This is a genomic window from Mycobacterium helveticum (genome assembly GCF_007714205.1).
GTDB classification, from domain to species: domain Bacteria; phylum Actinomycetota; class Actinomycetes; order Mycobacteriales; family Mycobacteriaceae; genus Mycobacterium; species Mycobacterium helveticum.
The window spans coordinates 1-22,309 of record NZ_VMQU01000036.1; the positions used below are offsets into that span (position 1 = coordinate 1).

A 22,309-nucleotide genomic window follows, 5' to 3' on the forward strand; every position below is an offset into this window, starting at 1 on the left:
GGCAACGCCGCAGCTGGTGCACTCATCACACCAGAATACCGAACGACACGCTATCTATTTGCGAGACACACCACTAGGATTCCGCGGGTCTAGGACTCCGCCGGCTGCCGGACCACGCGTGCGGCCGCGGCGTGGGCGGCGATCCAGCACCGCAGCTCGTCGGCCGGCAGGGGCCGACTGTGCACGAAGCCCTGCGTGATCGTGCAGCCGTAGCGCCGCAGCGCGCCCAGCGTGATCTCGTCTTCGACTCCCTCGGCGACGAGGTCGGCGCCCAGGCTGTCGGCCAGGGCCACCGTGGACCGCACGATCGCCACCGATCGCGGGTCGTGGGCGAGGCGCGCCACGAACACCCGGTCGAGTTTGAGCTCGTCGACCGAGACGTCCTGCAGGCGCGCCAGCGACGACCATCCGGTGCCGTAGTCGTCCAGCGAGATGCGAATGCCCAGGCGTTGCAGCGAGGCGACGGTGTGGCGCGATCGCACGGAGTCGATCAGGGTGCTCTCGGTGATCTCGATGATCAGGGCCTCGGCGGGCACGCCGTGGGTGCGCAGCAGCCGTTCGATCGTGCCGAACAGGTCCAGGTCGAGCAGGTTCGTGGTGGACAGATTGACCGCGACCGTCAGCGCGAGGCCCTGCGCGCGCCAGGACCGCATCTGGTCGAGGACGAGGTTCAGCGTGCGGTCGGCGACCTTGCGCATCAGCCCGGCGCGTTCGGCCGCCGGTACGAATTCGGCCGGCAGCAGCAGACCGCGGTTGGGATGCTGCCAGCGCAGCAGCGCCTCGACGCTGTGAACGTTGCCGTCGAGGTTGATCTTGGGCTGGTAGTGACACGACAGTTCGTCACCGTCGTTCAGCGCGGCGCGCAGTTCCTCGATGAGGTTGGGGTCGTTGTCGCGATACAGCTCGAAGGCCGATTCGTAGACGGCGATCTTGCTGACAGCCGACCTGGCGTGGGGGATCGCCGCCTCGGCGAGGTTGAGGAGCTCCTGGGGACGCTCGCAGTGGTCGGGGCACAGCGCGATGGCGATGCGGGCGTCGACCCGCACGGTGATCGGGTCCAGCGCGAACGGCTCGCTCAAAGACTCGAGCAGGCGGCCGGACTGGGCGCGCGCGGCGATGAGGTCGGTGCCCTCGGCCAGCAGGATCGCGAATCGGCTGTCACCCACGCGCGCGAAAAGGTCGTCACGGCGGATGGTCTTCCCCAGTCGATTCGCGATGCGGCACAACAGCTCGTCGACGAACGCGGCGCCGATCGAGCCGTTGATCTCGTGAAACTCGTACAGTTCCAACAGCAGCAGCGCGCGACGCGATACGACCCGGGTCGCCGGCGCGGGCTGCGGGGCCGGTATCTCGGTCAGGACCGTGACCAGGGAGCGGCGATTGGGCAGCCCGGTCAGCCTGTCAGTCATGGCGCGATTGTGGTTCTCGGCCAGCACGCTGACGTCCCGGAATGTCACCGCGAAGCGGGCGGCGACCACCACCAGGCTCGACGCGGCCAGCGCCGTGGCCAGTTGTGACGCGTGACCCAACACGGCCACCGCCAGCGCCACGACGGTGCACGAGACGGGCACGGCGTAGGGGCCCAGCCCGCGCTTCCCGGCGGGGGCCTCCTTCGACGATCGCGCCCAGGCCGCCGCCGCCACCAGCAGCGACGACGCGGGCCAGCACGCATCGAGCGCCGTCCCGACGCGGTACGCCCGCGCGGAGGTCTCGAACAGATACACCGTGTCCGCCGCCGCGAACAGGACGACGCCGGCGACCAGCAGAGCCCAGCGGAACGCGTTTTTCCGGCCCAGGATCGGCAGCATGCTCGCCGCCAGCGCCAACAGCAGCAGATCGCCCCACGGATAGAGCAGGCCGACCAGCACGGTCGACGGTGCGCGGGCGGCGGCGGTGTGGACGGGGCCCGCCAGCAGCGCGGCGGCCACCGCGGCCATCGCCAATCCGCAGATCACGGCGTCGAGCCGGACCGCGACGGGCACCCGCTTGAGGCGCGCCCGCATGAGCAGCAGCAGCCCGGCGTAGACCAGCGGGTAGAACGCCAGGTATTCGGGGTCCGCCACCGACGGTGACTGGCCGTCGGGGACCCATGCCGAGTAGACGATGTCACCGATCGCCGACACCGCCATGCCCGCCGCGATCAACGTCCAGGCAAAACGGTTTGCCGTCACGCGAAAAGCGCGGGCGGCCACCAGCGCGGCCGCCGACAGGTTCAGCGCCGCGTAGAGGCCCGCGACGAAGGCGGCGTCGGGGCGGCCCGCGCGGTTGAGAGCGCTCAACGCGGTGAAGGCGACGACGCCGATCGCCAGGGCCCCGATGGCGATCCGGACCGCCGTCGGTGGCCACCGGATACCCTCGGGGGGGTCGTTCGGCTCTTCACGCGCCGACGCTGCCGCGGCTCCCGGGTCGGGGGTTGCTTCCGACAGCTCACGGGCCTGGCGGGGCCGGGGGACCTCGACGGCCGACACCATCGGTCCGACGGCCGCCGGCGATGCGGCCGTGAGGGGCAGATCGGGCACGAAGCTGTGGACGCGCTGGCCGCCTTGACGTTTGGCGGCGTACATGGCCAGGTCCGCGTGGCGGAGCAGGTCGTCGACGGTGCAACCCGACGAGGCGGGAGCCACGGTGAAGCCGATGCTCGGCCGAACGTCCAACGGAACCCCGTCGATGAGAATCTCGCGGCGGAAGGCGTCCAGGACCCGGTGCGCCGCGGCCTGCGACTCCTCGACGGACGCTTCGATGAGCACCGCGAATTCGTCACCGCCGAGCCGGGCAACGGTGGCCGATTCGTCCACCGCCGAGGTGAGCCGCTCGGCGACCCGGACGAGCAGCTCGTCGCCGGCCGGATGCCCCAAGGCGTCGTTGACCTGCTTGAAGTTGTCGAGGTCGAGGCACAGCACCGCGATCGGCGTCTCACCCGGCGCGCCGCGGGCGATGGCCTCGTCGAGTCGCTGGACGAACCGGGCGCGATTGGCCAGGCCGGTCAGGCTGTCCCGGAACGCTTCCCGGGCGACCTCGGCCAGCAGGCGCTGGTTCTCGACGAGCACCACGAACTGCCGCGCCAGCACGGCGGTGACGAGGATCGCCAGTGCGGCGAGCAGCGGTCCGTGTTCCATCTGGCCCAGGGCGCGACCCAGCTCGACCGCGGCGGCCAGCAGCAGCGGCAGGTACGGCAGCCACAACCGGGTGCGATAGACGGCGTCGTCCGGCGAGGGCGGCGCCGGGGCGTTGCGGACAGCGGCCAGCGCCGCCCACGTCAACAGACCCAGTCCGGCGACGCGCGCCACATCACCCACGTCGCCGGTGTGATAGGAGCCGGTCCCGGTGCCGAACATCACGGCGATGTCGGCGAGGCCGACCGTCCCGATACCGGCGGGGACCAGGATGCGCCGGGGCCCGTCGGTCGCGGTGACCCGCGACAAGGTCAAGATCGCGATCGTCACGAGGATGATGTCGCTGAACACCTCCGCGAGCGTGGCGAGCCGCGAGACCCGTTCCTCGCGGAGCTGTTGCTCGACGACGAACACCCAGGAGATCACGAACAGCGACGTCGCCAGGATGAGGCCGTCCAGCACGAGCCGTGGGGGCGTTTTGCGCGACAAGCGAGAGAACGCCAGCAGCGCCGCCGTGGCCCCGATCGGATACACCAGGAGCACCGCTTCGGCTGCCGCGGGGTGAGTGGCGTGGTCGAGATCCGGCCGCACGTCAAACGCTGGCCGCAGGACTTCCTCCGCCGCCCTGCCCAGCAGGGCCGCGACCAGGGCCAGCCACCCGAATCGGTTACGGCCCGTCGCGCGGCGGGCCGCGTTGGCGGCGCAGGCCACCGTGCACAACCGGCACGCCATCGTGACCATCTCGTCGACCGGCCGGGTCCCGTACGGGCCCCGCCATCCCCAGATCCACGAGGCCGCGATCAGCGCCTCGGCGCCGCCGTAGGCGGCCACGAGCAGCCAACCGACCCGCGCAGGCAGGACCAAACGCTCCCACGGCCTGCCGGTCCCCGGCTGCATCAGCTACGTCACCCCACTTCGTACCGCGAGGAAGCCCTGGCGGCGCTTGGCCGCGCGCTACACGACAATAGAACGTCGCGGCGGCTCACCGGGCGTTTCCGCAGTTATCGACCGGAGTTATCGACCGGTCAGAACGACGATCGGGATGGGCCCGGGGCCTTTGTTATCGGGCTGTCAGTTATAGGGCTCTCAGTCCTGCCGGCTCGCCTCGATGCGGGCCAGGGACTCCCGCAGGATCCGGCCGGTGGCTTCCCGGTCGGGATCGCGGCGCAGCAGCATCCCCCTGGCGACCGAGAACTTGTCGCCGTCGCGGCGGGGCAGGACGTGCAGGTGGATGTGGAACACGGTCTGGAAAGCGGCGCGCCCGTCGTTGATCGCCATGTTGGTCGCGTCCGCCAATGCGGTGGCGCGGGCCGCGCGCGCGATCCGCTGGCCCAGGGTGGCCATGCCGGCCAGGGTTTCCGGCGGCGTGTCGGTGAGGTCGACGCTGTGGCGTTTGGGCAGCACCAGCGTGTGGCCCCGGGTGAACGGGCGGATGTCGAGGATCGCCAGGTAGTCGTCGTCTTCGTGGATTCGGATGGCCGGGGATTCGCCGGCGACGATGGCACAGAACACGCAGGACATCTCGCCCACGCTACCGGCCGGCTCAGGCGCGCAGCGCGCCGGCGATGGCGTCGATGGCCCGGTCCAGGAGCGCGCGGGTGGTCGCGAAGTTCAGCCGGGCGAACCCGGAGCCCACCGAGGCGCCGAACGGGATGCCGGGGGACAGCGCCACTTTGGCCTCGGCGAGTAGGTATTCCGCCGGTTCCGACGGCAGGCCCAGCGCGCGGAAGTCCACCCACGAGAGGTAAGTGCCCTCCGGGGCGGTGACCGTCACCCCGGGAACCCGCTCCGGCAGCGTCTGAGCCAGATGGTCGCGGTTGGCGCGCAGGTAGGGCAGCAGGTCGTCCAGCCACGGCGCGCCGTCCCGGTATGCGGCGATGTTCGCGCGGATGCCGACGGTCGAGGCGCCCATCCGGTGCAGCATGTTGACCCGGTCCCAGTCGTCGGCGTCGCGGGGATCGGACAGGATCGCCTGCGCGCACATCAGGCCGGGCAGGTTCCATCCCTTGGAGGCCGACACCAGCGTGACCACGGTCCGCGCGGCCGCCTCCGACACCGAGGCCGCGGGAACGTGGCGCCGGCCGTAGACGAGGGGCCCCCAGATCTCGTCCGCGATCACCCGGGCGCCGTGCGCCGCCGCGATGTCGACGACCGCACGCAGCTCGTCTCCGGTGAAGGCGGTGCCGAGCGGGTTGTTCGGATTGCACAGGATCACCGATCCGGCACCGCGGACGAACGCGGCGTCGAGCGCCTCCAGGTCCGGCAGGTACCGTCCGGAATCCTGGCGCACCATGGGGATTTCGATCCGCTGGCGGCCGGTGACCTGCAGGACGTCGAAGAACGGCATGTAGGCCGGCACGGGCAGCACCACCGGGCTCTCGGGCCGGGTGAGGAAGTTGACGACGACCTCCATCCCCTTGAGGACATCGGGGACGACGCGCACCCAGTCGGGCCGCACCTGCCAGCCGTAACGCTGCCGGCACCAGTCGGCGGTCGCCCTCGGCAGTGTGTCCTCGGTGAACGGGGGGTAGCCGAACTCCTCGTTCTCCACACACCGCCGCACCCCGTCGCGCACCGCGGGTGCCGTGGGGTAGTCCATCTCGGCCACCCACAGCGGCAGCACGTCCGGCGCGAAATAGTTCCACTTGATCGTGTTGCGGCTCCGGAGTTGTTCCTCGGTCAACGAGTCGAAGAGTTGATCCTGCATGGGCCGAATATGCACCACGCCGCCGCGCCCGGCGCCGCGGGTCTCTCGGATCGGCCCGATATGCTGCCGCAATGGACGCTCGCGAGCTCGCCTTCGCCGGCGCGGCCGCTCAGGCGCGGATGCTGGCCGATGGCGACCTGACCGCCCCGGAGCTGCTCGAGGTCTACCTCGACCGGATCGCACGCCTGGACAGCGAGCTGCGCTGCTACCGCGTGGTGCTGGCCGACAGCGCGCGTGACGAGGCGGCCGTCGCGCAGGAGCGGCTCGACGCGGGCGAGCGGCTGCCGCTGCTGGGCGTGCCGATCGCGGTCAAGGACGACGTGGACGTCGCCGGGGAGGTGACGGCGTACGGCAGCGGCGGCCACGGCCCGGCCGTGACGAGCGACGCCGAGATGGTCCGTCGCCTGCGCGCCGCGGGCGCGGTCATCCTCGGCAAGACCAACGTGCCCGAGCTGATGATGTTTCCCTATACCGAGTCGCTGACCTTCGGGGCCACGCGGAACCCCTGGAACCTCATGCGCACGCCGGGGGGCAGCAGCGGCGGCAGCGCGGCGGCGGTGGCCGCCGGGCTGGCCCCGTTGGCGACGGGATCCGACGGCGGCGGCTCCGTCCGCATCCCGGCGATCTGGTGCGGCCTGTTCGGTCTCAAACCGCAACGGGACCGGATCTCCCTGGAACCGCACGACAACGCCTGGTACGGGTTGAGCGTCAACGGACCGCTGGCCCGCTCGGTGCTGGACGCGGCCGTGTTCCTCGATGCGACGGCCACCGAGTCCGCGGCGCCCGGGCCCGAGGGGGAGTTCGTGGCCGCGGCGGGGCGCGACCCCGGCAGGCTGCGAATCGCCCTGAGCACCAAGGTGCCGACGCCACTGCCCGTGCGGGTCGGGAAGGCGGAGCTGGCGGCGGTCGAGCAGGCCGGCGCGCTGCTGCGCGAGCTGGGCCACGAGGTCGTCCGGCGCGATCCCGAGTACCCGGCCTCGGCGATCCTGGCAAACTACCTGCCCCGCTATCTGCGCGGGATCAGCGACGACGCGGCCGCGCTCGCCCACCCGGAGCGCATGGAGGCCCGCACCCGCAACATCGCGCGCCTGGGGTCGTTTTTCTCCGACCGGCGGATGGTCGCCCTCGCCGCCGCGGAACCGGCACTGGGTGCCCGGATCCAGTCGATCTTCGACGACGTCGACGTCGTCGTGACGCCGGGCAACGCGGCGGGCCCGTCGCGCATCGGCGCCTACCAGCACCGGGGCGCGCTGTCGACGCTGCTGCTGGTGGCGCAGCGGGTTCCCTACCAGCAGATCTGGAATCTGACCGGGCAACCGGTGGCGGCCGTGCCGTGGGACTTCGACGGCGACCGGCTGCCACTCTCGGTGCAGCTCGTCGGCCGGCCCTACGCCGAGGCCACGCTGCTGTCGTTGTCCGCGCAGATCGAAACGGCACGGCCGTGGGCCCACCGGCGGCCGCCGCTGTCATGAAGGGGCGGCACGATGGCGCCGACCCGCTTCGCCCGGCTGCGCCGCACTCGCGATCGACGCGACAGCCCGATGGCGCCGACCCGCTTCGCCCGGCTGCGCCGCACTCGCGATCGACGCGACAGCCCGCCAGGCGGCCAGCTTGGCGTCCACCGGCACGGCGTGCGCCGGGCTGGTCGACGGCAGCCGGTGGTAAAGCACGTGTTGCGCGGTAGGCGCCAGCCTGCGGTAGAGCCCGGCCGCCTTGGCGCCGTTGAAGTACACCCGCTCCACGGTTGGGTGCTCGGCGAGGAACTCGCCGAAATCGTTGACCACCAAGCTTTGCGGATCGATCGCCGCGTCCGCGCTGCCGACGCGGCGGCACGCGTGCAGCACGTCCCACAGGGCGACCCCATGGGATCGCAGGACGGCCAGCCGTGCCTCGTACGGCGCCGCGGGGTCGAAGTTGAAAAGCCGACTCATGTTGGGCCAGAAGGAATTTCGTGGGTTGGTGTAGTACTGGCCCGCCGTCAGCGACAGCGCACTCGGGAACGAGCCCAGGATCAGGACGGCGGGTCGGTCGCCGACGACCGGGGGCAATCCGTGCAGAATTGGTGAGACCATTGTGGGCTGTATCTTTGTCGATAACAGCCGCCTTCGTCGGAAGACCAAGCAGTGCAGTCCGCAAAGTTCACTCGCCGTATCACGATTCCCGTATCGGTCCTGCCGTGACCGCGGGCCGGGGGGAACGGCTCGCGATTCGCGCCGGCGTGATGTTCGACGGTTACCGGTTTCACGATGGCTTTCACGGCGGCCCGGTGACCGTCGTGGTCGAGGACGGCCGGATCGGCGCGGTCGATTTCGCGGGCACCGGCTGCCCGCCGGACCTGCCGCTGGTCGACCTGGGCGGGGCGGCGTTGTTGCCGGGGCTGGTGGACGCGCATACGCACCTGTGCTGGGACCCCGACGGCGATCCCGAAGACCTGGCCCGCGAGCCCCGCGACGCGCTGGTGGAACGGGCGCGCCGGCACGCCGCGGCCGCGTTGAGCGCGGGGATCACCACGCTGCGCGACCTCGGTGACCGCGACTTCGCGACCCTCACGCTGCGCGAGGACTACACGCGGGGCGCGGAGGCGGGCCCGGAGCTGCTGGTTTCCGGGCCACCGTTGACCCGCCGCGGCGGGCACTGCTGGTACCTGGGCGGGGAGGCCGAGGACACCGAGGCGCTCGTCGACGCGGTGCGGGAGCGGGCCGCGCGCGGCGTGGACTGGGTCAAGATCATGGCGACCGGCGGCTTCACCACGGTCGGGACCGATCCGTGGCGGCCGCAGTACGACGACGGCCAACTGGCCGCCGTCGTCGAGGCGGCCCACCGTGTGGGTTTGCCGGTGACCGCGCACGCCCACGCTACCGCCGGCATCGCGGCCGCGGTCGCCGCGGGGGTCGACGGGATCGAGCACTGCACGTTCCTCACCGAGGCCGGTGTAGCCGCCAGCCCGCAAGTTGTCGAGGCGATCGTCGGCCGGGGCGTGTGGTGCGGGATCACGATCGGCCGCGTGCTGCCCGAGACACCGGAGGAGATCAGGGCGCTGATGGAGGGCGTGCGGCGAAGCATCCGCCGGCTCGTCGACGCCGGCGCGCACGTCGCTTTTTCGACCGACGCCGGTATCGAGCCCGCCAAACGCCATGACGTGCTGCCCGACGACCTGGCGGACCTGTCCCGCCACGGCTTCACCGGCACCGAGGTGCTGGCCGGCGCCACGTCCGCGGCCGCCGCCAGCTGCGGACTGGGGCACCGGAAAGGCCGTATCGCAACAGGTTACGACGCCGACCTGATCGCTGTCCCCGCCGCCGTGCGGCACGACCTCGCCGCGCTCCGCGACGTCGAAGCTGTCTGGCGTGGCGGACGGGGGGTGGCCCGGCGTGGGTGAGGACCACACCGCCGACGACCACACCGCCGACCAGGACATCGCCGACCTCCTCGACGGTCTGGAGGGCACCGCGCGCGCCGAGCGGGCGCAGCTGGTGCGGTGGCTGCTGGCGCAGGGCATCGGCGCCGACGAGATCCGCACCACCAACCCCCCGTTGCTGCTGGCCACCCGCCACCTGATCGGCGACGACGGCACCTACGTGTCCGCCCGGGAGATCAGCGAGCGCCATGGCATCGACTTGACGCTGCTGCAGCGTGTCCAGCGCGCCATCGGCCTGGCCCGGGTGGACGACCCGGATGCCGTCGTACACATGCGCGCCGACGGTGAAGCCGCCGCCACCGCGCAGCGGTTCGTCGAGTTGGGGCTGGATCCCGAGCACGTCGTGCTCGTCGTCCGCGTGCTCGCCGAGGGGCTTTCGCACGCCGCCGAGGTCATGCGTTACACCGCGTTGGCGGCGATCATGCGCCCCGGCATCACCGAGGTGGAGATCGCGACGGCGTCGAAGGAGCTGGTCGGCCGGATCGCACCGGTGCTCAGCCCCATGATCCAGGAGATGCTGTTCCTGCAGCTGCGCCACATGATGGAGACCGAGGCGGTCAGCGCCGGGGAGCGGGCCGCCGGGAAGCCCCTGCCGGGAGCGCGTCCGGTGGCCGTCGCGTTCGCCGACCTGGTCGGCTTCACCCGCCTCGGGGAGGTCATCTCTGCCGAGGAGCTGGGTCACCTCGCCAACCGGCTGGCCCACCTCGCGCGCGACGTGGCGGTCCCGCCGGTGCGGTTCGTCAAGTCGATCGGCGACGCGGTGATGTTCGTCTGTCCCGAACCCGCGCCTTTGCTCGATGTCGCCCTGAAGCTCGTCGAGGCCGTCGACACAGACGACGACTTCCCCCGGTTGCGGGCGGGGGTGGCCGCCGGGATGGCGGTGAGCCGCGCCGGCGACTGGTTCGGCAGTCCGGTCAACGTGGCGAGCCGGATCACGGGGGCGGCTCGCCCGGGCACGGTGCTCGCCGCGGACTCGGTCTGGGAGGCCGTCGGTGACACCGGCGAGTTCGACGGGTCTTTCGCCGGGGCGCGCCGCCTCAAAGGCGTCAGGAACGACGTGAAACTCTTCCGGATCCGCCGTGGGAGCGGCTGAACCGTCCCGCATGGGCAGGCCCGGGCGACGCTGGGGGCGTGCAACTCCGTCATGCGCGGGTGCTACGCGGCCGGCTGTATACCCCGACGTCCGGCTCTTTGATTTGGTCGCTTCCGGGCCTGCTTCACTCCCGAAAATACGCCGTCGCCGCGCCGAGATCAACGATTTTCCCAGGTCTGAGGCGCGGGTTCGCCGGAGTTCCGCCGACGGCGAACGTCGTTCCATCATCTCTGCAACGATGTAATCATGTAATCATGAGATCACAGCACACACACCACCGGCACGGTCGCGCGGGCGGCTGGCAGCAGTCCCGGCAGCCGGACGCGAGCGACGCCGCGGAATGGTTTGCCGGGCGCATGCCCGGCGGGTGGTTCGATGGCGATCCCACGGTCACCGTCGACCGCGAGGAAATCACGGTCGTCGGGAAGCTGCCCGAACCCGAGGGCTCCGGCAGCGAGGAGAGCGAGGCCCGCGCGGCCGGCCGGGCGTCGCGCTTCCGGGAGGAAACCCGTTCGGAGCGGATGCGTATCGCCGAGGAGGCGCAGGATCGCTACGGGCGCAAGGTTTCCTGGGGTGTCGAGGTCGTCTCCAAGGTAGGTACTGAGCGAATCCTGTTCACGCACATAGCCGTTCCGGTGATGACGCGTCTTAAGCAGCCCGAACGCCGGGTGCTCGACACGTTGGTGGACGCCGGGGTTGCCCGGTCGCGCGCCGATGCCCTCGCCTGGACGGTCAGGCTGGTGGGCGAGCACACCGAGGACTGGCTGGCCAAGCTGCGCGACGCGATGACGGCGGTCGACGACCTGCGCGCGCAGGGTCCGGACCTTCAGCCCTGAGCCCAAGCCAGCCCTGAGCCCAAGCCAGCCCTGAGCCCAAGCCAGCCCTGAGCCCAAGCCCGACCCACCCGGCCGCCGGCACGCGCGGAGGCGGGGAGGGTCAGGCCCGCGTCATCGCGTAGTAGGCCCCCCGCCGCGCTAGCAGTTCGGCGTGGTTGCCCTGCTCGACGATGCGGCCGGACTCGACCACCACGATCCGGTCCGCATCGCGGATCGTCGAAAGCCGGTGCGCGATGACGAAACTCGTTCTGTCCTGCCGAAGCTCGTGCAGGGCCCGCCGGACGAGGGCTTCGGTCCGGGTGTCGACGGAACTGGTCGCCTCGTCGAGGATCAACAACTGCGGGCGGGCCAGGAATGCGCGCGCGATCGTGATGAGTTGCTTCTCGCCGGCGCTGATGTTGCCGCCGTCGCCGCTGATCCGGGTCTGGTAGCCCGCGGGCAGCGTGTGCACGAACCGGTCGACGTAGGCCGCCCTGGCGGCCTGGATCACCTCGTCCTGGCCGGCCTCGGGCCGCCCGTAGGCGATGTTCTCCGCGATCGTCCCGTCGAAGAGCCAGGTGTCCTGCAGCACCATGCCGATTCGCGACCGCAGCGACTGGCGGCTCATCGTGGCGATATCGACCCCGTCGAAGAGGATCCGGCCGGAATCGGCGTCGTAGAACCGCATCAGCAGGTTCACCAGGGTGGTCTTGCCGGCGCCGGTCGGGCCGACGATGGCCACCGTGCTGCCCGGTTCGGCCACCATCGACAGGTCCTCGATCACCGGGACGCCGGGCCGGTAGGCGAAATTCACGTGCTGGAACTCCACGCGACCACCCGGCCGCGGGCCACGGCCGTCGTCGGTCCGCGGCCGGGGGTCCGGAGGTTCCTCGGTCTCGTCCAGCAGCTCGAAAACCCGTTCGGCGCTGGCCACCCCGGACTGCAGGGTGTTGTACATCCCGGCCACCTGGCTCAGCGGCGAATTGAACTGCCGGACATACTGAATGAACGCCTGGATGTTGCCGAGGGTGATCTGCCCGGTGGCCACCCGCAGGCCGCCCACGACGGCGACCGCGACGTAGCCGAGGTTGCCGACGAACGTCGTCGCCGGCGCGACCAGGCCCGAACTGAACTGGGCGCCGAAACCGGCGTGGTACACGTCGTCGTTGAGCCGGCGGAACTGCTCGCGCGCGGCGGCCCGGTGGCCGAACGTCTTGACCACCGTGAAGCCGCTGTAGGTCTCCTCGATGTGGGCATTGAGGCGTCCCGTGCTGGCCCACTGGGCCGCGAACAGGCGTTGCGAGCGCCGCGCGATCGCACGCGTCGCCAGCAGCGACAGCGGCACCGTCAGCACCGTGATCGCCGCCAGCAGCGGCGAGATCGACATCATCATCGCCAGGACCGTCACCACGGTCAGCACCGACGTCAGCAACTGGCTGAGAGTCATCGCCAGCGACGACTGGAGATTGTCGATGTCGTTGGTGACCCGGCTCAGCAGCTCACCGCGTTGCCGGCCGTCGAAGTAGGACAACGGCAGCCGGTGCAGCTTGTCCTCGGCGTCGGCGCGCAGGGCGACCATGGTGCGCTGCAGGGTGACGTTGAGCAGCCGGGCCTGCGCCCAGATCAGCAGTGCCGAAACGAGATAGAACGCCAGGGCCAGCGCCAGGGTTCGCCCCACCGCGTCGAAGTCCACGCCCCGGCCCGGCACCACGTTCGCCCCCGACAGCAGGTCGGCGAAGGTGGTGTCGCCGCGGGCCCGGGCCGCGGCGACGGCCTGGCCCTTCGTGATGCCCGCGGGCAGTTGCCGCCCGAGCACGCCGTTGAACAGCAGATCGGTCGCGTGCCCGAGGATCCGCGGAACGATCACCCCGATTCCCGTGCCGGTGACACCCAGCGCGATCACCGCGACGGCCGGCCCTCGTTGCGGCGCGAGCCGTTTGACCAGCCGGGTGGCCGAGCCCCAGAAGTGGCGGGACCGCGCAGCGGGGACGGGAGCCCGGCGCACGGCCGCCGTCACGGCGCGCCCCCCACCTGACCTGATTGCAGGGCGGCCACCGACTGGGAGTCGGCGAACTCCGCATAGGTCGGGCAGCCGGCCAGCAGCGAGTCGTGGGTGCCCGCACCGACCAGTCGCCCGTCCTCGACGACGATCACCTGGTTGGCCTGAGCCGCGGTCGAAATACGCTGTGTGACAACGATGATGGTGGCATCACCGGCGGTGTCCCGCAGCGCGGCCCGTACCCGCGCCTCGGTGTGCACGTCGAGCGCGGCGAACGCGTCGTCGAACAGGTAGACCGCGGGGCGGCGGATGACCGCGCGGGCGATGGCCAGCCGCAGCCGTTGTCCGCCCGACAGGTTGATCCCGCCCTGCGCGACCCGCATCTGCAGCCCGTCCGGGTGTGCCCGCACGAATCCGTCGGCGGCGGCCACCTCCAGCGCCTCCCACATCTGGGCCTCGGTCGCCCCGGCCCTGCCGTAGCGCAGGTTGTCGGCGACCGTGCCGGTGAACAGGTAGCCGCGTTGGGGGACCAGCCCGATCGCCGACCACAGCCGTTCGGTGTCGTAGTCGCGGACGTCGACGCCGTCGATGAGCACCGCGCCGTCGGTCACGTCGTAGAGCCGGCAGATCAGCGACACCAGCGTCGATTTGCCCGACCCGGTGCTGCCGACGATCGCGGTGGTGGTGCCGGGTGTCGCCGTCAGCGAGATGTCCTGCAGCACCGGGCGTTCGGCGCCCGGGTAGGTGAACGTCACGCCGGCCACGCGCACCACGCCGGTGATGCCCTCCCGCGGGAACTCGGGGCTGGGCGGGTTGCCGACGGCGGCGCGGGTGGACAGCACCTCGGTGATGCGTTCGGCGCACACCGATGCCCGCGGCAGCACCACCAGCGTCATGGTTGCCATCAGCACCGCCATCAGGATCTGGGTGAAGTAGGCCAGGAACGCGGTCAGCGCGCCCACCTGCATCTGGCCCCGGTCGATGCGCAGGCCGCCGAACCAGATGAGCGCGACGCTGGACGCGTTGATGGTCAGCGTGGTCACCGGCAGCATCAGCGCCTGCCAATTGCCCACGCTGAGCGCGGTGTGCGACAGCGCTCCGTTGGCGCGGGCGAACCGGTCGCGCTCGAATCGCTCGCGCGCGAACGCCCGCACCACCCGGACACCGGAGAGTTGGTCGCGCATCACCCGGTTGATGCCGTCGATCAGGCGCTGCATCCCGCGCAGCAGCGGCAGCATGTGCGACATGATCCAGTAGTTGGCCACAGCCATGACCGGGACGCTGATCAGCAGCAACCACGTCAGCGCGGCCTCCTGGTCGATCGCCATGGCGATCCCGCCGACGCACATGATCGGCGCGGTGACCAGCACGGTGCCCGAGATCTGCACCAGGTACTGGATCTGCCGGACGTCGTTGGTGCTGCGGGTCAGCAGCGTCGGCGCGCCGAAACGTGCGGTCTCGCGCTCGGAGAACGTGGTGACGTGCTCGAACAGCGCCGTGCGCAGGTCGCGCCCGAAGCCCATTCCCGTGCGGGAACCGACGTAGGTCGCCCCCACCGAGCACAGCACCTGCAAGCCGGTGACGGCGAGCATCACCAGGCCGAGCCGGACGATGGTCGCGGTGTCGCCCCTGGACACGCCGTCGTCGATGATCGCGGCGTTGACCGTCGGCAGGTACAGCGACGCCAGCGTGTTGGCGATCTGCAGCGTCATCAGCACCGCGACCAGCCGGCGGTACGGGCGGATGTACTGGCGCAGCAGTGCCAGGAGCATGGGGTAACTCTCGCATACGCGCCGCGGCGCGCCACTGAGCCCGGGCACCACCACGGGAATTGAAATGCCTGCTCAGGTGGCGCGCCGGTGGTTGACCCGCGGGGCTGCCGCTACAGTGCATCGTGTGGACGAGCAGCAGGCTGAGCAAGAGCAGAGTAGCGGTGCGGCGTAACCCGGCGACCCTGGCCATCGCCGCGGCGGCCTTGACGGTCCTGATCCTCGCGGCGGCGGCGTGCTCCGGTTCCGGCGGCAACAAACCGGGCGCGACGGCGCCGTCGGCCCCGGGAAGCGCCGAGGGCCACCACGGCCCGATGTTCCCGCAGTGCGGTGGCATCAGCGACCAGACGGTGGCGGACCTGACCAAGATGAGCGGGCTGGTGAACACCGCCCGCAACTCGGTGGGATGCCAGTGGCTGGCCGGTGGCGGCATCCTCGGCCCGCATTTCTCCTTCTCCTGGTATCGCGGCAGCCCCATCGGCCGGGAACGCAAGACCGAGGAACTCTCGCGCGCCAGCGTCGACGACATCAACATCAACGGCCACAGCGGCTTCATCGCCGTCGGCAACGAACCCAACCTCGGCGACTCGCTGTGCGAAATCGGTATCCAGTTCGGGGACGACTTCATCGAATGGTCGATCAGCTTCAGCCAGAAGCCGTTCCCGCCGCCCTGCGACATCGCCCGGGAGCTCACCCGTCAGTCGATTGCGAATTCCAAATGATGGCCACGACGCGCCCCGGATCTCGGGGCAGAAGAGGCGTGCGCGCCGGGTTGCCGGTCATGGTCGCCGCCTTGCTGGTAGTGACGGGGCTGGTGTTGAGCGGTTGTTCGAAGTCGGTGGGGGGCACCGCCGTCAAGGCCGGCTCGGGCGGCGTGCCGCGCAACAACAACTCCCAGCAGCAGTACCCGAACCTGCTCAAGGAGTGTGAGGTGCTGACCACCGACATCCTGGCCAAGACGGTGGGCGCCGATCCCCTCGACATCCAGAGCACGTTCGTCGGCGCGATCTGCCGGTGGCAGGCGGCCAACCCGGCCGGCCTGATCGACATCACCCGGTTCTGGTTCGAGCAGGGCAGCCTGAGCAACGAGCGCAAGGTCGCCGACTTCCTGAAGTACAGGGTCGAGAGCCGCAACATCGCGGGGATCGATTCGATCGTGATGCGACCGGACGATCCCAACGGCGCGTGCGGGGTGGCCAGCGACGCGGCGGGGGTGGTCGGCTGGTGGATCAACCCGCAGGCGCCGGGCATCGACGCGTGCGGGCAGGCCATCAAGCTCATGGAGCTGACGCTGGCCACCAACTCCTAACGCGGCGACGATGCGGCCCGCGTGAGCGGGCCGAGGAGGAGTCGCGCAATCGGGCTCAGCGCGGCGACGATGCGGCCCGCGTGAGCGGGCCGAGGAGGAGTCGCGCAATCGGGCTCAGCGCGGGACCTCGAAACCGACCAGCGCGGCGCGGCCCGGCTCCAGGTCCTCCCACGCGCAGGGCACGGCGAGCACCGCGATCCCCGACGTCGGGAATTTCGCCGCGATGCGCTCGGCGAGGGCGGCGTCGGTACCGTCGGCGCCGGCCAGCACCAGCGCCACGCCGGACATCGCCGGCTCGTGGCCGACGACGAGCAGGGTCTTCACCTCGTCGCCCACCGTGTTGATCTCCTCGATGACCGCGCCGGGGGCGGCGTCGTAGAGCCGTTCGGCGTATCGTGTCGGGGCCTGGATACCCGTGCGTGCCAGGGTCTGCCGCGTGCGGGTCGTCGTCGAACACAGCACGGCGTCGATGGCAGTCACGTTGGCCCGCAGCCAGTCACCCGCCAGCCCCGCTTCCCGGACGCCGCGCCGCGCCAGCGGCCGGTCATGGTCGGCGATGCCGTCCGGGTAATCGGATTTCGCGTGCCGCAGCAGCAGCAACGTGCGCGGGCCTTTCATCGGCTTCACGGTAACCAACGGGAACCCAGGGGCGCTACGCCGCGTCGTCGCCCTCGTCTTCGTGGTTGTTGCGCAGCAGTTTTTCGGGGTGCCAGTAGGTGTTGGTGCGGGGTCGGCCGCGCTCCAGGTGCGGGGGTGGGATCCATTCGGTGTCGCCCCGGTTGTTTTTTCGGGTCATCCAGCCTTGTTCGGCGATCGGGTGGTGGCCGCCGCAGGCGAAGGTGAGGTGGTTGATGTCAGTGACGCCGGATTTCGCGTAGGGGATGACGTGGTGGACTTCGCTGTAGTAGCCGCCCACGCTGCAGCCCGGCGCCGAGCAGCCGCGGTCCTTGGCGTACAGGACAATCCGCTGGGCCGGCGACGCCAATCGTTTGGTGTGATACAGGGCCAGAGCTTTGCCGTGGTCGAAGATGGCCAGGTAGTGGCGTGCGTGGCGGGCCAGGCGGATGACATCGCTCATCGGCAGGATCGTGCCGCCGCCGGTCAACCCGCACCCGGCGGCGGCCTCTAACTCGGCCAGGGTGGTGCTCACGATGATCGAGGCGGGTAAACCGTTGTGCTGGCCCAAATCGCCGCAGGCCAGCACGGCGCGCAGGGCGGCGTTGAGCGCGTCGTGCTGGCGCTGGGCCGGGCCGCGGCTGTCCTTGTCGATGGCCTCTTGGCTGGGTGTCCCGGCCACACACGGGGTCTCGTCGAGGCTGTTGCACATGCCCGGGGCGCCCAGTTTGGCCCACACCGCTTCCAGGGTGGCGCGCAACTCCGGGGTGATCCAGCCGCTGAGCCGGGACATCTTGTCAGGGCCCTGGGCGCCCATGATCAGGCCGCGCCGCCGGGCACGGTCTTCGTCGGTGTAGTTGCCGTCAGGGTTGATGGCATCGGCGAGCCTGTCGGCCAGCTTGGCCAGCTGGTCGGGCCGAAACTGGGCACCGTCGTGGGCGAGGTCGGCTTCGGCGGCGTCCCGGGTCGCTTGGTCGACCCAGCCGGGTAGTTGGTGATAGAAGCTGCGGATCACCGCAACATGTCCGGCGCCGAGCGTGCCGTCTTTTTGGCCGGCCGCGGTGGCCGCCAGCGCCGGCGGTATCGGCTCGCCGGGCAGCCCGCACCGGGGTCCCAGGTCGGCGGCCTCACGGACCCGCCGGGCGGCCTCTTGACGGCTGATGAGCGTGGCCTCGGCGATCGCCTGCGCCGGCTTGCCGCCCAACTCCTCAGGGGTGGCCTGACGCGCCAAGGTGTTGATCACCGGATGCTCCAGAGCCGGCAGCCGGCGACGCACCCTTTCCACCCGCGCCAGCCAGGCCAACAACTCCGGGGTGGTCAACCCCGCGCAGTCGAAGCCGAACAGCCTGTCCACGACAGCATCCAGGGCCTCGAAATCCGCCCTCAACGCCTCGCGATCAACACTCACACCGCCAAGCTATCCGCACCCACCGACAAAGACCGGCGCCCGGTGACCACTGAAACAAAAGTGACACAAGTTGTTTCAGCGGCCCTGGAGTCGGGGTGTGCACACAGCGCCGCGCCCCGCAACGTGGCCGGCATCCCCGAGACCTGCCGGGCGAGGTCCCCGTTCTTGTCGGTGGCCCGACATAAGCTCGCGGTGCCCTGACAGCCACGCAATCCGAAAGGGGGTCGCCGGCATGCGCTTCCTGCACACCGCCGACTGGCAGCTGGGTATGACCCGGCACTTTCTCGCCGGTGACGCCCAGCCGCGGTACTCGGCCGCGCGCCGCGACGCGGTGGCCGGCCTGGGCGCACTGGCGGCCGAGGTCGGCGCCGAGTTCGTCGTGGTGGCCGGTGACGTCTTCGAACACAACCAGCTCGCCCCCCAAGTGGTGAGCCAGTCGCTGGAAGCCATGCGCGGCATCGGCATTCCCGTCTACCTGCTGCCGGGCAACCACGACCCGCTGGACGCCGCGTCGGTCTACACCAGCGCGCTGTTCACCGCGGAATGCCCGGGCAACGTCACGGTGCTCGACCGGGCGGGTGTGCACCAGGTCCGGCCCGGGCTGGAGATCGTCGCCGCGCCGTGGCGGTCCAAGGTCCCGACCACCGACCTGGTCGCCGACGTCCTGGACGGCCTGTCCCCGGGTACGGCCACCCGGATCCTGCTCGCCCACGGCGGTGTCGACGAACTCGACCCCGATCCCGGCAAACCCTCGTTGATCCGGCTCGCCACGCTGCACGACGCGCTGGACCGGGGCGCGGTGCACTACGCGGCGCTGGGGGACAAGCATTCGCGCACCCGGGTCGGCGCCGGCGGCCGGGTCTGGTACTCCGGTTCCCCGGAGGTCACCAACTTCGACGACGTCGAACCCGACCCGGGGCATGTCCTGGTCGTCGACATCGACGACACCGACCCGCGACGGGCCGTCACCGTGGACTCCCGGCGGTTGGGCCACTGGCGGTTCGCCACCCTGCGCCGCCAGGTCGACAACAGCCGCGACATCGCCGATCTGGACCTCAACCTGGACCTGATGTCCGCGAAGGACCGGACGGTGGTGCGGCTGGCGCTGACCGGTTCGCTGACGGTGACCGACCGCGCCGCGCTGGACGCCTGCCTGGACAAATACGCGCGGCTGTTCGCCTGGCTGGGGCTGTGGGACCGGCACACCGACCTGGCCGTCATCCCCGCCGACGGCGAGTTCACCGATCTGGGCATCGGCGGGTTCGCCGCCGCGGCCGTCGAGGAACTCGTGGCGACGGCGCGCGAGGGCGACACCGACTCCGCCGCCGACGCCCAGGCGGCGCTGGCGCTGTTGCTGCGACTGGCCGACCGGGGGGCGGCATGAAGCTGCACCGGCTGGTCCTGACGAACTATCGCGGCATCGCGCACCGCGACATCGCTTTTCCCGACCACGGTGTGGTCGTGGTGTGCGGCGCCAACGAGATCGGCAAGTCGTCGATGATCGAGGCGCTGGACCTGCTGCTGGAATGCCGGGACCGTTCCACGAAAAAGGAAGTCAAGCAGGTCAAGCCCGCCAACAGCGACGTCGGCTCGGAGGTTAGCGCTGAGATCAGTTGCGGGCCTTACCGTTTCGTCTACCGCAAGCGGTTCCACAAGAAATGTGAGACGGAGCTGACGGTGCTGACGCCGCGCCGCGAGCAGCTGACCGGCGACGAAGCCCACGAGCGGGTCACGGCGATGCTGGCCGAGACGGTGGACCAGGGTCTGTGGCGTGCCCAGCGGGTGCTGCAGAGCGCGTCGACCGCCGCGGTGAACCTGTCCGGCTGCGACGCGCTGTCGCGTGCGCTGGACGTCGCGGCCGCTCAGTCGGGTGCCGATGCGGCGCTGTCCGGCACCGAGCCGTTGCTCGTCGAGCGGATCGACGCCGAGTACGGCCGCTATTTCACCCCGACCGGGCGCCCCACCGGGGACTGGGCCGCCGCGATCTTGCGGCGGGACCGGGCCCGGGCCGCGGTGGCCGAGTGCGCGGCGGCCGTCGCCGAGGTCGACGAGCGGGTGCGCCGCCACGCCGCCCTGACCGAGCAGGTCGCCGAGTTGTCCCAGCAGCGGATGGCCGCCGGGCCGCGCCTGGCCGCGGCCCGGGAAGCCGCCGACAAGGTCGCCGCGCTCACCGGCCAGGCGCGCGAAGCCGGGCTGGTGGCGGCCGCGGCGGGCGCGACGCGCGATGCCGCGGCCGCCGCCCACGAGGGGCGCGTGCGGCTGCTCAGCGACATCGCCGCCCGCACGGCAACCGTCACTGCCGCCGAGGTCGCGGCGCGGGAAGCCGCCGAGGCGCAGGCGGCGGCGCGGGAGGCCGCCGAGGCCGCTGATGCGGCGGCCGCGGCCGCAACGGAGGCCCTGCTGGACGTGCAGCGCCGCGTCGACGCCGCCCGGCGCGCCGTGCAGGGGCTCGCCGAGCGCGAGGAGGCTGACCGGCTGCGGGCCCGGCTGGCCAAGATCGAGGCCCTCCAGACCGAGCGCGACCGGATCTGCGCACAACTCTCCGCGGTCGCGGTCACCGAGCGGGTGCTCCGCCGGATCGAGGAGGCCGCGGCGGCGGTCGATCGCATCGGCGCGCAGCTGACGCTGATCTCGGCGGCGGTCGAGTTCACCGCGGCCACCGACGTCGTGCTGTGCACCGGCGACCAGCGCGTGTCGCTGGCGGCGGGCGAAAGCTGGTCGCTGATCGCCACCGGCCCCACCACGGTCGAGGTGCCCGGCGTGCTGAGCGCGCGGGTCACCCCGGGTGCGGCCGCGCTCGACGTGCAGGCCCAACATGCCGCCGCACAACAAGAGCTGACCGCCGCGCTGGCCGCCGCCGCGGTGGCAGACCTCGCCGAGGCCCGCGCGGAGGCTGCGCGGCGCCGCGAACTGCAGAACGGCCGCGACCGGTTGAGCGCCACGCTGGCCGGGCTGTGCGGCGACGACGACGCCGACCACCTGTGCGCGCGCCTGGCGCAGCTCGGTGCCGCCGGACGCGACGGGGCCGGCCTCCCGGCCATCGATGCCGGTGCCGCCGCTGCCGAACTCGACTCCGCCGAGGCGGCCCGCACGGCCGCGCACGCCGCATGCGAGACCGCCCGCGGCGCGGCCGCCGCCGCACACGCCGTTTTCGTCGAATCCTCAACGCAGGCAACGGTTTTGCAGAACAAGTCCGAGACCCAGCGCGCGGAGCTGGCCGCGGCCGCCGAGCGGCTGGCCCTAGAGCGTGCGTCATCCCGCGATGAGGACCTCGCCGCGGCGGCGCAGGCCACGCTGGCCGCGGCCCGGGCCGCCGAGCACCGCGTCGCCGAGCTGGCCGAACAACTGGCCGCCGCGGCGCCGGACGCGGTGACCGCCGAACTGCGGGAAGCGACCGACGAGGCCGCGTCCCTGCACGAGCGCTACGAGGACGCCGCCCGCGGGCTGCGCGAGGTCGGCATCGAACTCTCGGTCATCGGCAACGAGGGCCGCAAGGGCAAGCTGGACGCCGCCGAGACCGAACTCGAGCACGCCACGGGCGAACACGCGCGCATCGGCGGCCGGGCGCGGGCCGCGCAGCTGTTGCGCACGGTGATGACACGTCACCGCGACAACACCAGGCTGCGCTACGTCGATCCCTACCGGAGCGAACTGCAGCGGCTCGGTCGCCCGGTGTTCGGGCCGACCTTCGAGGTCGACATCGACCCCGACCTGTGCATCCGCAGCCGAACCCTGGACGGCGTGACGGTGCCCTACGAATCCCTCTCGGGCGGGGCCAAAGAGCAACTCGGCATCCTGGCGCGGCTCGCCGGCGCCGCGCTGGTCGCCAAGGAGGACACCGTACCGGTGGTGGTCGACGACGCCCTCGGGTTCACCGATCCCGACCGGCTGGCCACGATGGGCGAGGTGTTCGACACCGTGGGCGCGCACGGGCAGGTGATCGTGCTCACCTGCAGCCCCGGCCGCTACGACGGCGTCAAGGGCGCGCACCGCATCGACCTCACCGTCTAGCGGGCTCCGGAGCCGCGACCGGGCCGCCGCACTGCGAGCGCGGGCACCCCTC

At 71.3% G+C, this 22,309-nt stretch carries 15 protein-coding genes and 1 pseudogene; 8 read left to right on the forward strand and 8 right to left on the reverse strand.

Annotated elements, in window-relative coordinates:
* Nucleotides 1-89: 89 nt before the first annotated feature.
* From FPZ47_RS10610 to FPZ47_RS10620, 3 genes are all read right to left on the reverse strand, one after another.
* Nucleotides 90-4,010, reverse strand: a complete 3,921-nt coding sequence (locus FPZ47_RS10610; protein ID WP_144951149.1) for a bifunctional diguanylate cyclase/phosphodiesterase — start codon at nt 4,008-4,010, stop codon at nt 90-92.
* A gap of 189 nt (nt 4,011-4,199) precedes the next feature.
* Complete coding sequence (locus FPZ47_RS10615; RefSeq protein WP_144951147.1) at nt 4,200-4,634, reverse strand: HIT family protein; 435 nt, start codon at nt 4,632-4,634, stop codon at nt 4,200-4,202.
* Between the two features lie 22 nt (nt 4,635-4,656).
* Nucleotides 4,657-5,820, reverse strand: a complete 1,164-nt coding sequence (locus FPZ47_RS10620) for a MalY/PatB family protein (protein WP_144951145.1) — start codon at nt 5,818-5,820, stop codon at nt 4,657-4,659.
* Nucleotides 5,821-5,891: 71 nt separating this feature from the next.
* Between FPZ47_RS10620 and FPZ47_RS10625 the strand changes: the two genes are divergently transcribed.
* Nucleotides 5,892-7,292 (forward strand): amidase, encoded by a 1,401-nt coding sequence (locus FPZ47_RS10625; protein WP_144951142.1) that lies wholly within the window; start codon nt 5,892-5,894, stop codon nt 7,290-7,292.
* Nucleotides 7,293-7,397: 105 nt separating this feature from the next.
* Here the strand turns inward: FPZ47_RS10625 and FPZ47_RS10630 are convergent.
* A pseudogene (locus FPZ47_RS10630) lies at nt 7,398-7,892 on the reverse strand (DNA-deoxyinosine glycosylase); the annotation flags it as partial.
* Nucleotides 7,893-7,996: 104 nt separating this feature from the next.
* Here FPZ47_RS10630 and FPZ47_RS10635 point away from each other — a divergent pair.
* The 3 genes from FPZ47_RS10635 to FPZ47_RS10645 all read left to right on the forward strand — a co-directional run bounded on the left by FPZ47_RS10635 (nt 7,997) and on the right by FPZ47_RS10645 (nt 11,167).
* The gene (locus FPZ47_RS10635; RefSeq protein ID WP_342781071.1) at nt 7,997-9,199 is read left to right on the forward strand and encodes an amidohydrolase family protein; all 1,203 of its coding nucleotides are present in this window, start codon (nt 7,997-7,999) and stop codon (nt 9,197-9,199) included.
* A complete protein-coding gene (locus FPZ47_RS10640; protein ID WP_144951138.1) occupies nt 9,192-10,331 on the forward strand; it encodes an adenylate/guanylate cyclase domain-containing protein in 1,140 nt (379 codons plus the stop codon). The genes FPZ47_RS10635 and FPZ47_RS10640 overlap by 8 nt, the downstream gene beginning before the upstream one ends.
* 254 nt (nt 10,332-10,585) lie before the next feature.
* A complete protein-coding gene (locus FPZ47_RS10645; protein ID WP_144951136.1) occupies nt 10,586-11,167 on the forward strand; it encodes a hypothetical protein in 582 nt (193 codons plus the stop codon).
* Nucleotides 11,168-11,267: 100 nt separating this feature from the next.
* Here the strand turns inward: FPZ47_RS10645 and FPZ47_RS10650 are convergent, their stop codons facing one another.
* Together FPZ47_RS10650 and FPZ47_RS10655 are read right to left on the reverse strand one after the other, a co-directional pair.
* A complete protein-coding gene (locus tag FPZ47_RS10650; protein WP_144951134.1) occupies nt 11,268-13,163 on the reverse strand; it encodes an ABC transporter ATP-binding protein in 1,896 nt (631 codons plus the stop codon).
* Nucleotides 13,160-14,917, reverse strand: a complete 1,758-nt coding sequence (locus tag FPZ47_RS10655) for an ABC transporter ATP-binding protein (RefSeq protein ID WP_144951132.1) — start codon at nt 14,915-14,917, stop codon at nt 13,160-13,162. Before FPZ47_RS10655 ends, FPZ47_RS10650 begins: the two co-directional genes overlap by 4 nt.
* A gap of 161 nt (nt 14,918-15,078) precedes the next feature.
* On the opposite strand from FPZ47_RS10655, the gene FPZ47_RS10660 reads away from it, so the two are divergent.
* On the forward strand, nt 15,079-15,636 hold the full coding sequence (locus FPZ47_RS10660; protein ID WP_144951130.1) for a DUF3558 domain-containing protein: 558 nt from the start codon (nt 15,079-15,081) through the stop codon (nt 15,634-15,636).
* 59 nt (nt 15,637-15,695) lie between these two features.
* The gene (locus tag FPZ47_RS10665) at nt 15,696-16,223 is read left to right on the forward strand and encodes a DUF3558 domain-containing protein (RefSeq protein WP_246133382.1); all 528 of its coding nucleotides are present in this window, start codon (nt 15,696-15,698) and stop codon (nt 16,221-16,223) included.
* A 114-nt stretch (nt 16,224-16,337) separates the two neighbouring features.
* Here the strand turns inward: FPZ47_RS10665 and FPZ47_RS10670 are convergent, their stop codons facing one another.
* Nucleotides 16,338-16,841, reverse strand: coding sequence for a SixA phosphatase family protein (locus tag FPZ47_RS10670; RefSeq protein ID WP_210419875.1), 504 nt, complete (start codon nt 16,839-16,841; stop codon nt 16,338-16,340).
* A gap of 34 nt (nt 16,842-16,875) precedes the next feature.
* Nucleotides 16,876-18,246: an HNH endonuclease signature motif containing protein gene (locus tag FPZ47_RS10675; RefSeq protein WP_144951127.1), complete on the reverse strand. Its 1,371-nt coding sequence runs from the start codon at nt 18,244-18,246 to the stop codon at nt 16,876-16,878.
* Nucleotides 18,247-18,478: 232 nt separating this feature from the next.
* Here FPZ47_RS10675 and FPZ47_RS10680 point away from each other — a divergent pair, with 232 nt between their 5' ends.
* Nucleotides 18,479-19,630, forward strand: a complete 1,152-nt coding sequence (locus FPZ47_RS10680) for a metallophosphoesterase family protein (protein ID WP_144951125.1) — start codon at nt 18,479-18,481, stop codon at nt 19,628-19,630.
* Nucleotides 19,627-22,257 (forward strand): AAA family ATPase, encoded by a 2,631-nt coding sequence (locus FPZ47_RS10685; RefSeq protein WP_144951123.1) that lies wholly within the window; start codon nt 19,627-19,629, stop codon nt 22,255-22,257. Before FPZ47_RS10680 ends, FPZ47_RS10685 begins: the two co-directional genes overlap by 4 nt.
* Nucleotides 22,258-22,309 lie beyond the last annotated feature (52 nt).

Excerpts from the sequence above, each read along its gene's own strand:
- FPZ47_RS10610 (WP_144951149.1), bottom strand. The coding sequence starts at position 4,010 with ATGCAGCCGGGGACCGGCAGGCCGTGGGAGCGTTTGGTCCTGCCTGCG.
- FPZ47_RS10615 (WP_144951147.1), bottom strand. The coding sequence starts at position 4,634 with ATGTCCTGCGTGTTCTGTGCCATCGTCGCCGGCGAATCCCCGGCCATC.
- FPZ47_RS10620 (WP_144951145.1), bottom strand. The coding sequence starts at position 5,820 with ATGCAGGATCAACTCTTCGACTCGTTGACCGAGGAACAACTCCGGAGC.
- FPZ47_RS10625 (WP_144951142.1), top strand. The coding sequence starts at position 5,892 with ATGGACGCTCGCGAGCTCGCCTTCGCCGGCGCGGCCGCTCAGGCGCGG.
- FPZ47_RS10645 (WP_144951136.1), top strand. The coding sequence starts at position 10,586 with ATGAGATCACAGCACACACACCACCGGCACGGTCGCGCGGGCGGCTGG.
- FPZ47_RS10655 (WP_144951132.1), bottom strand. The coding sequence starts at position 14,917 with ATGCTCCTGGCACTGCTGCGCCAGTACATCCGCCCGTACCGCCGGCTG.
- FPZ47_RS10665 (WP_246133382.1), top strand. The coding sequence starts at position 15,696 with ATGGTCGCCGCCTTGCTGGTAGTGACGGGGCTGGTGTTGAGCGGTTGT.
- FPZ47_RS10670 (WP_210419875.1), bottom strand. The coding sequence starts at position 16,841 with ATGAAAGGCCCGCGCACGTTGCTGCTGCTGCGGCACGCGAAATCCGAT.
- FPZ47_RS10680 (WP_144951125.1), top strand. The coding sequence starts at position 18,479 with ATGCGCTTCCTGCACACCGCCGACTGGCAGCTGGGTATGACCCGGCAC.
- FPZ47_RS10685 (WP_144951123.1), top strand. The coding sequence starts at position 19,627 with ATGAAGCTGCACCGGCTGGTCCTGACGAACTATCGCGGCATCGCGCAC.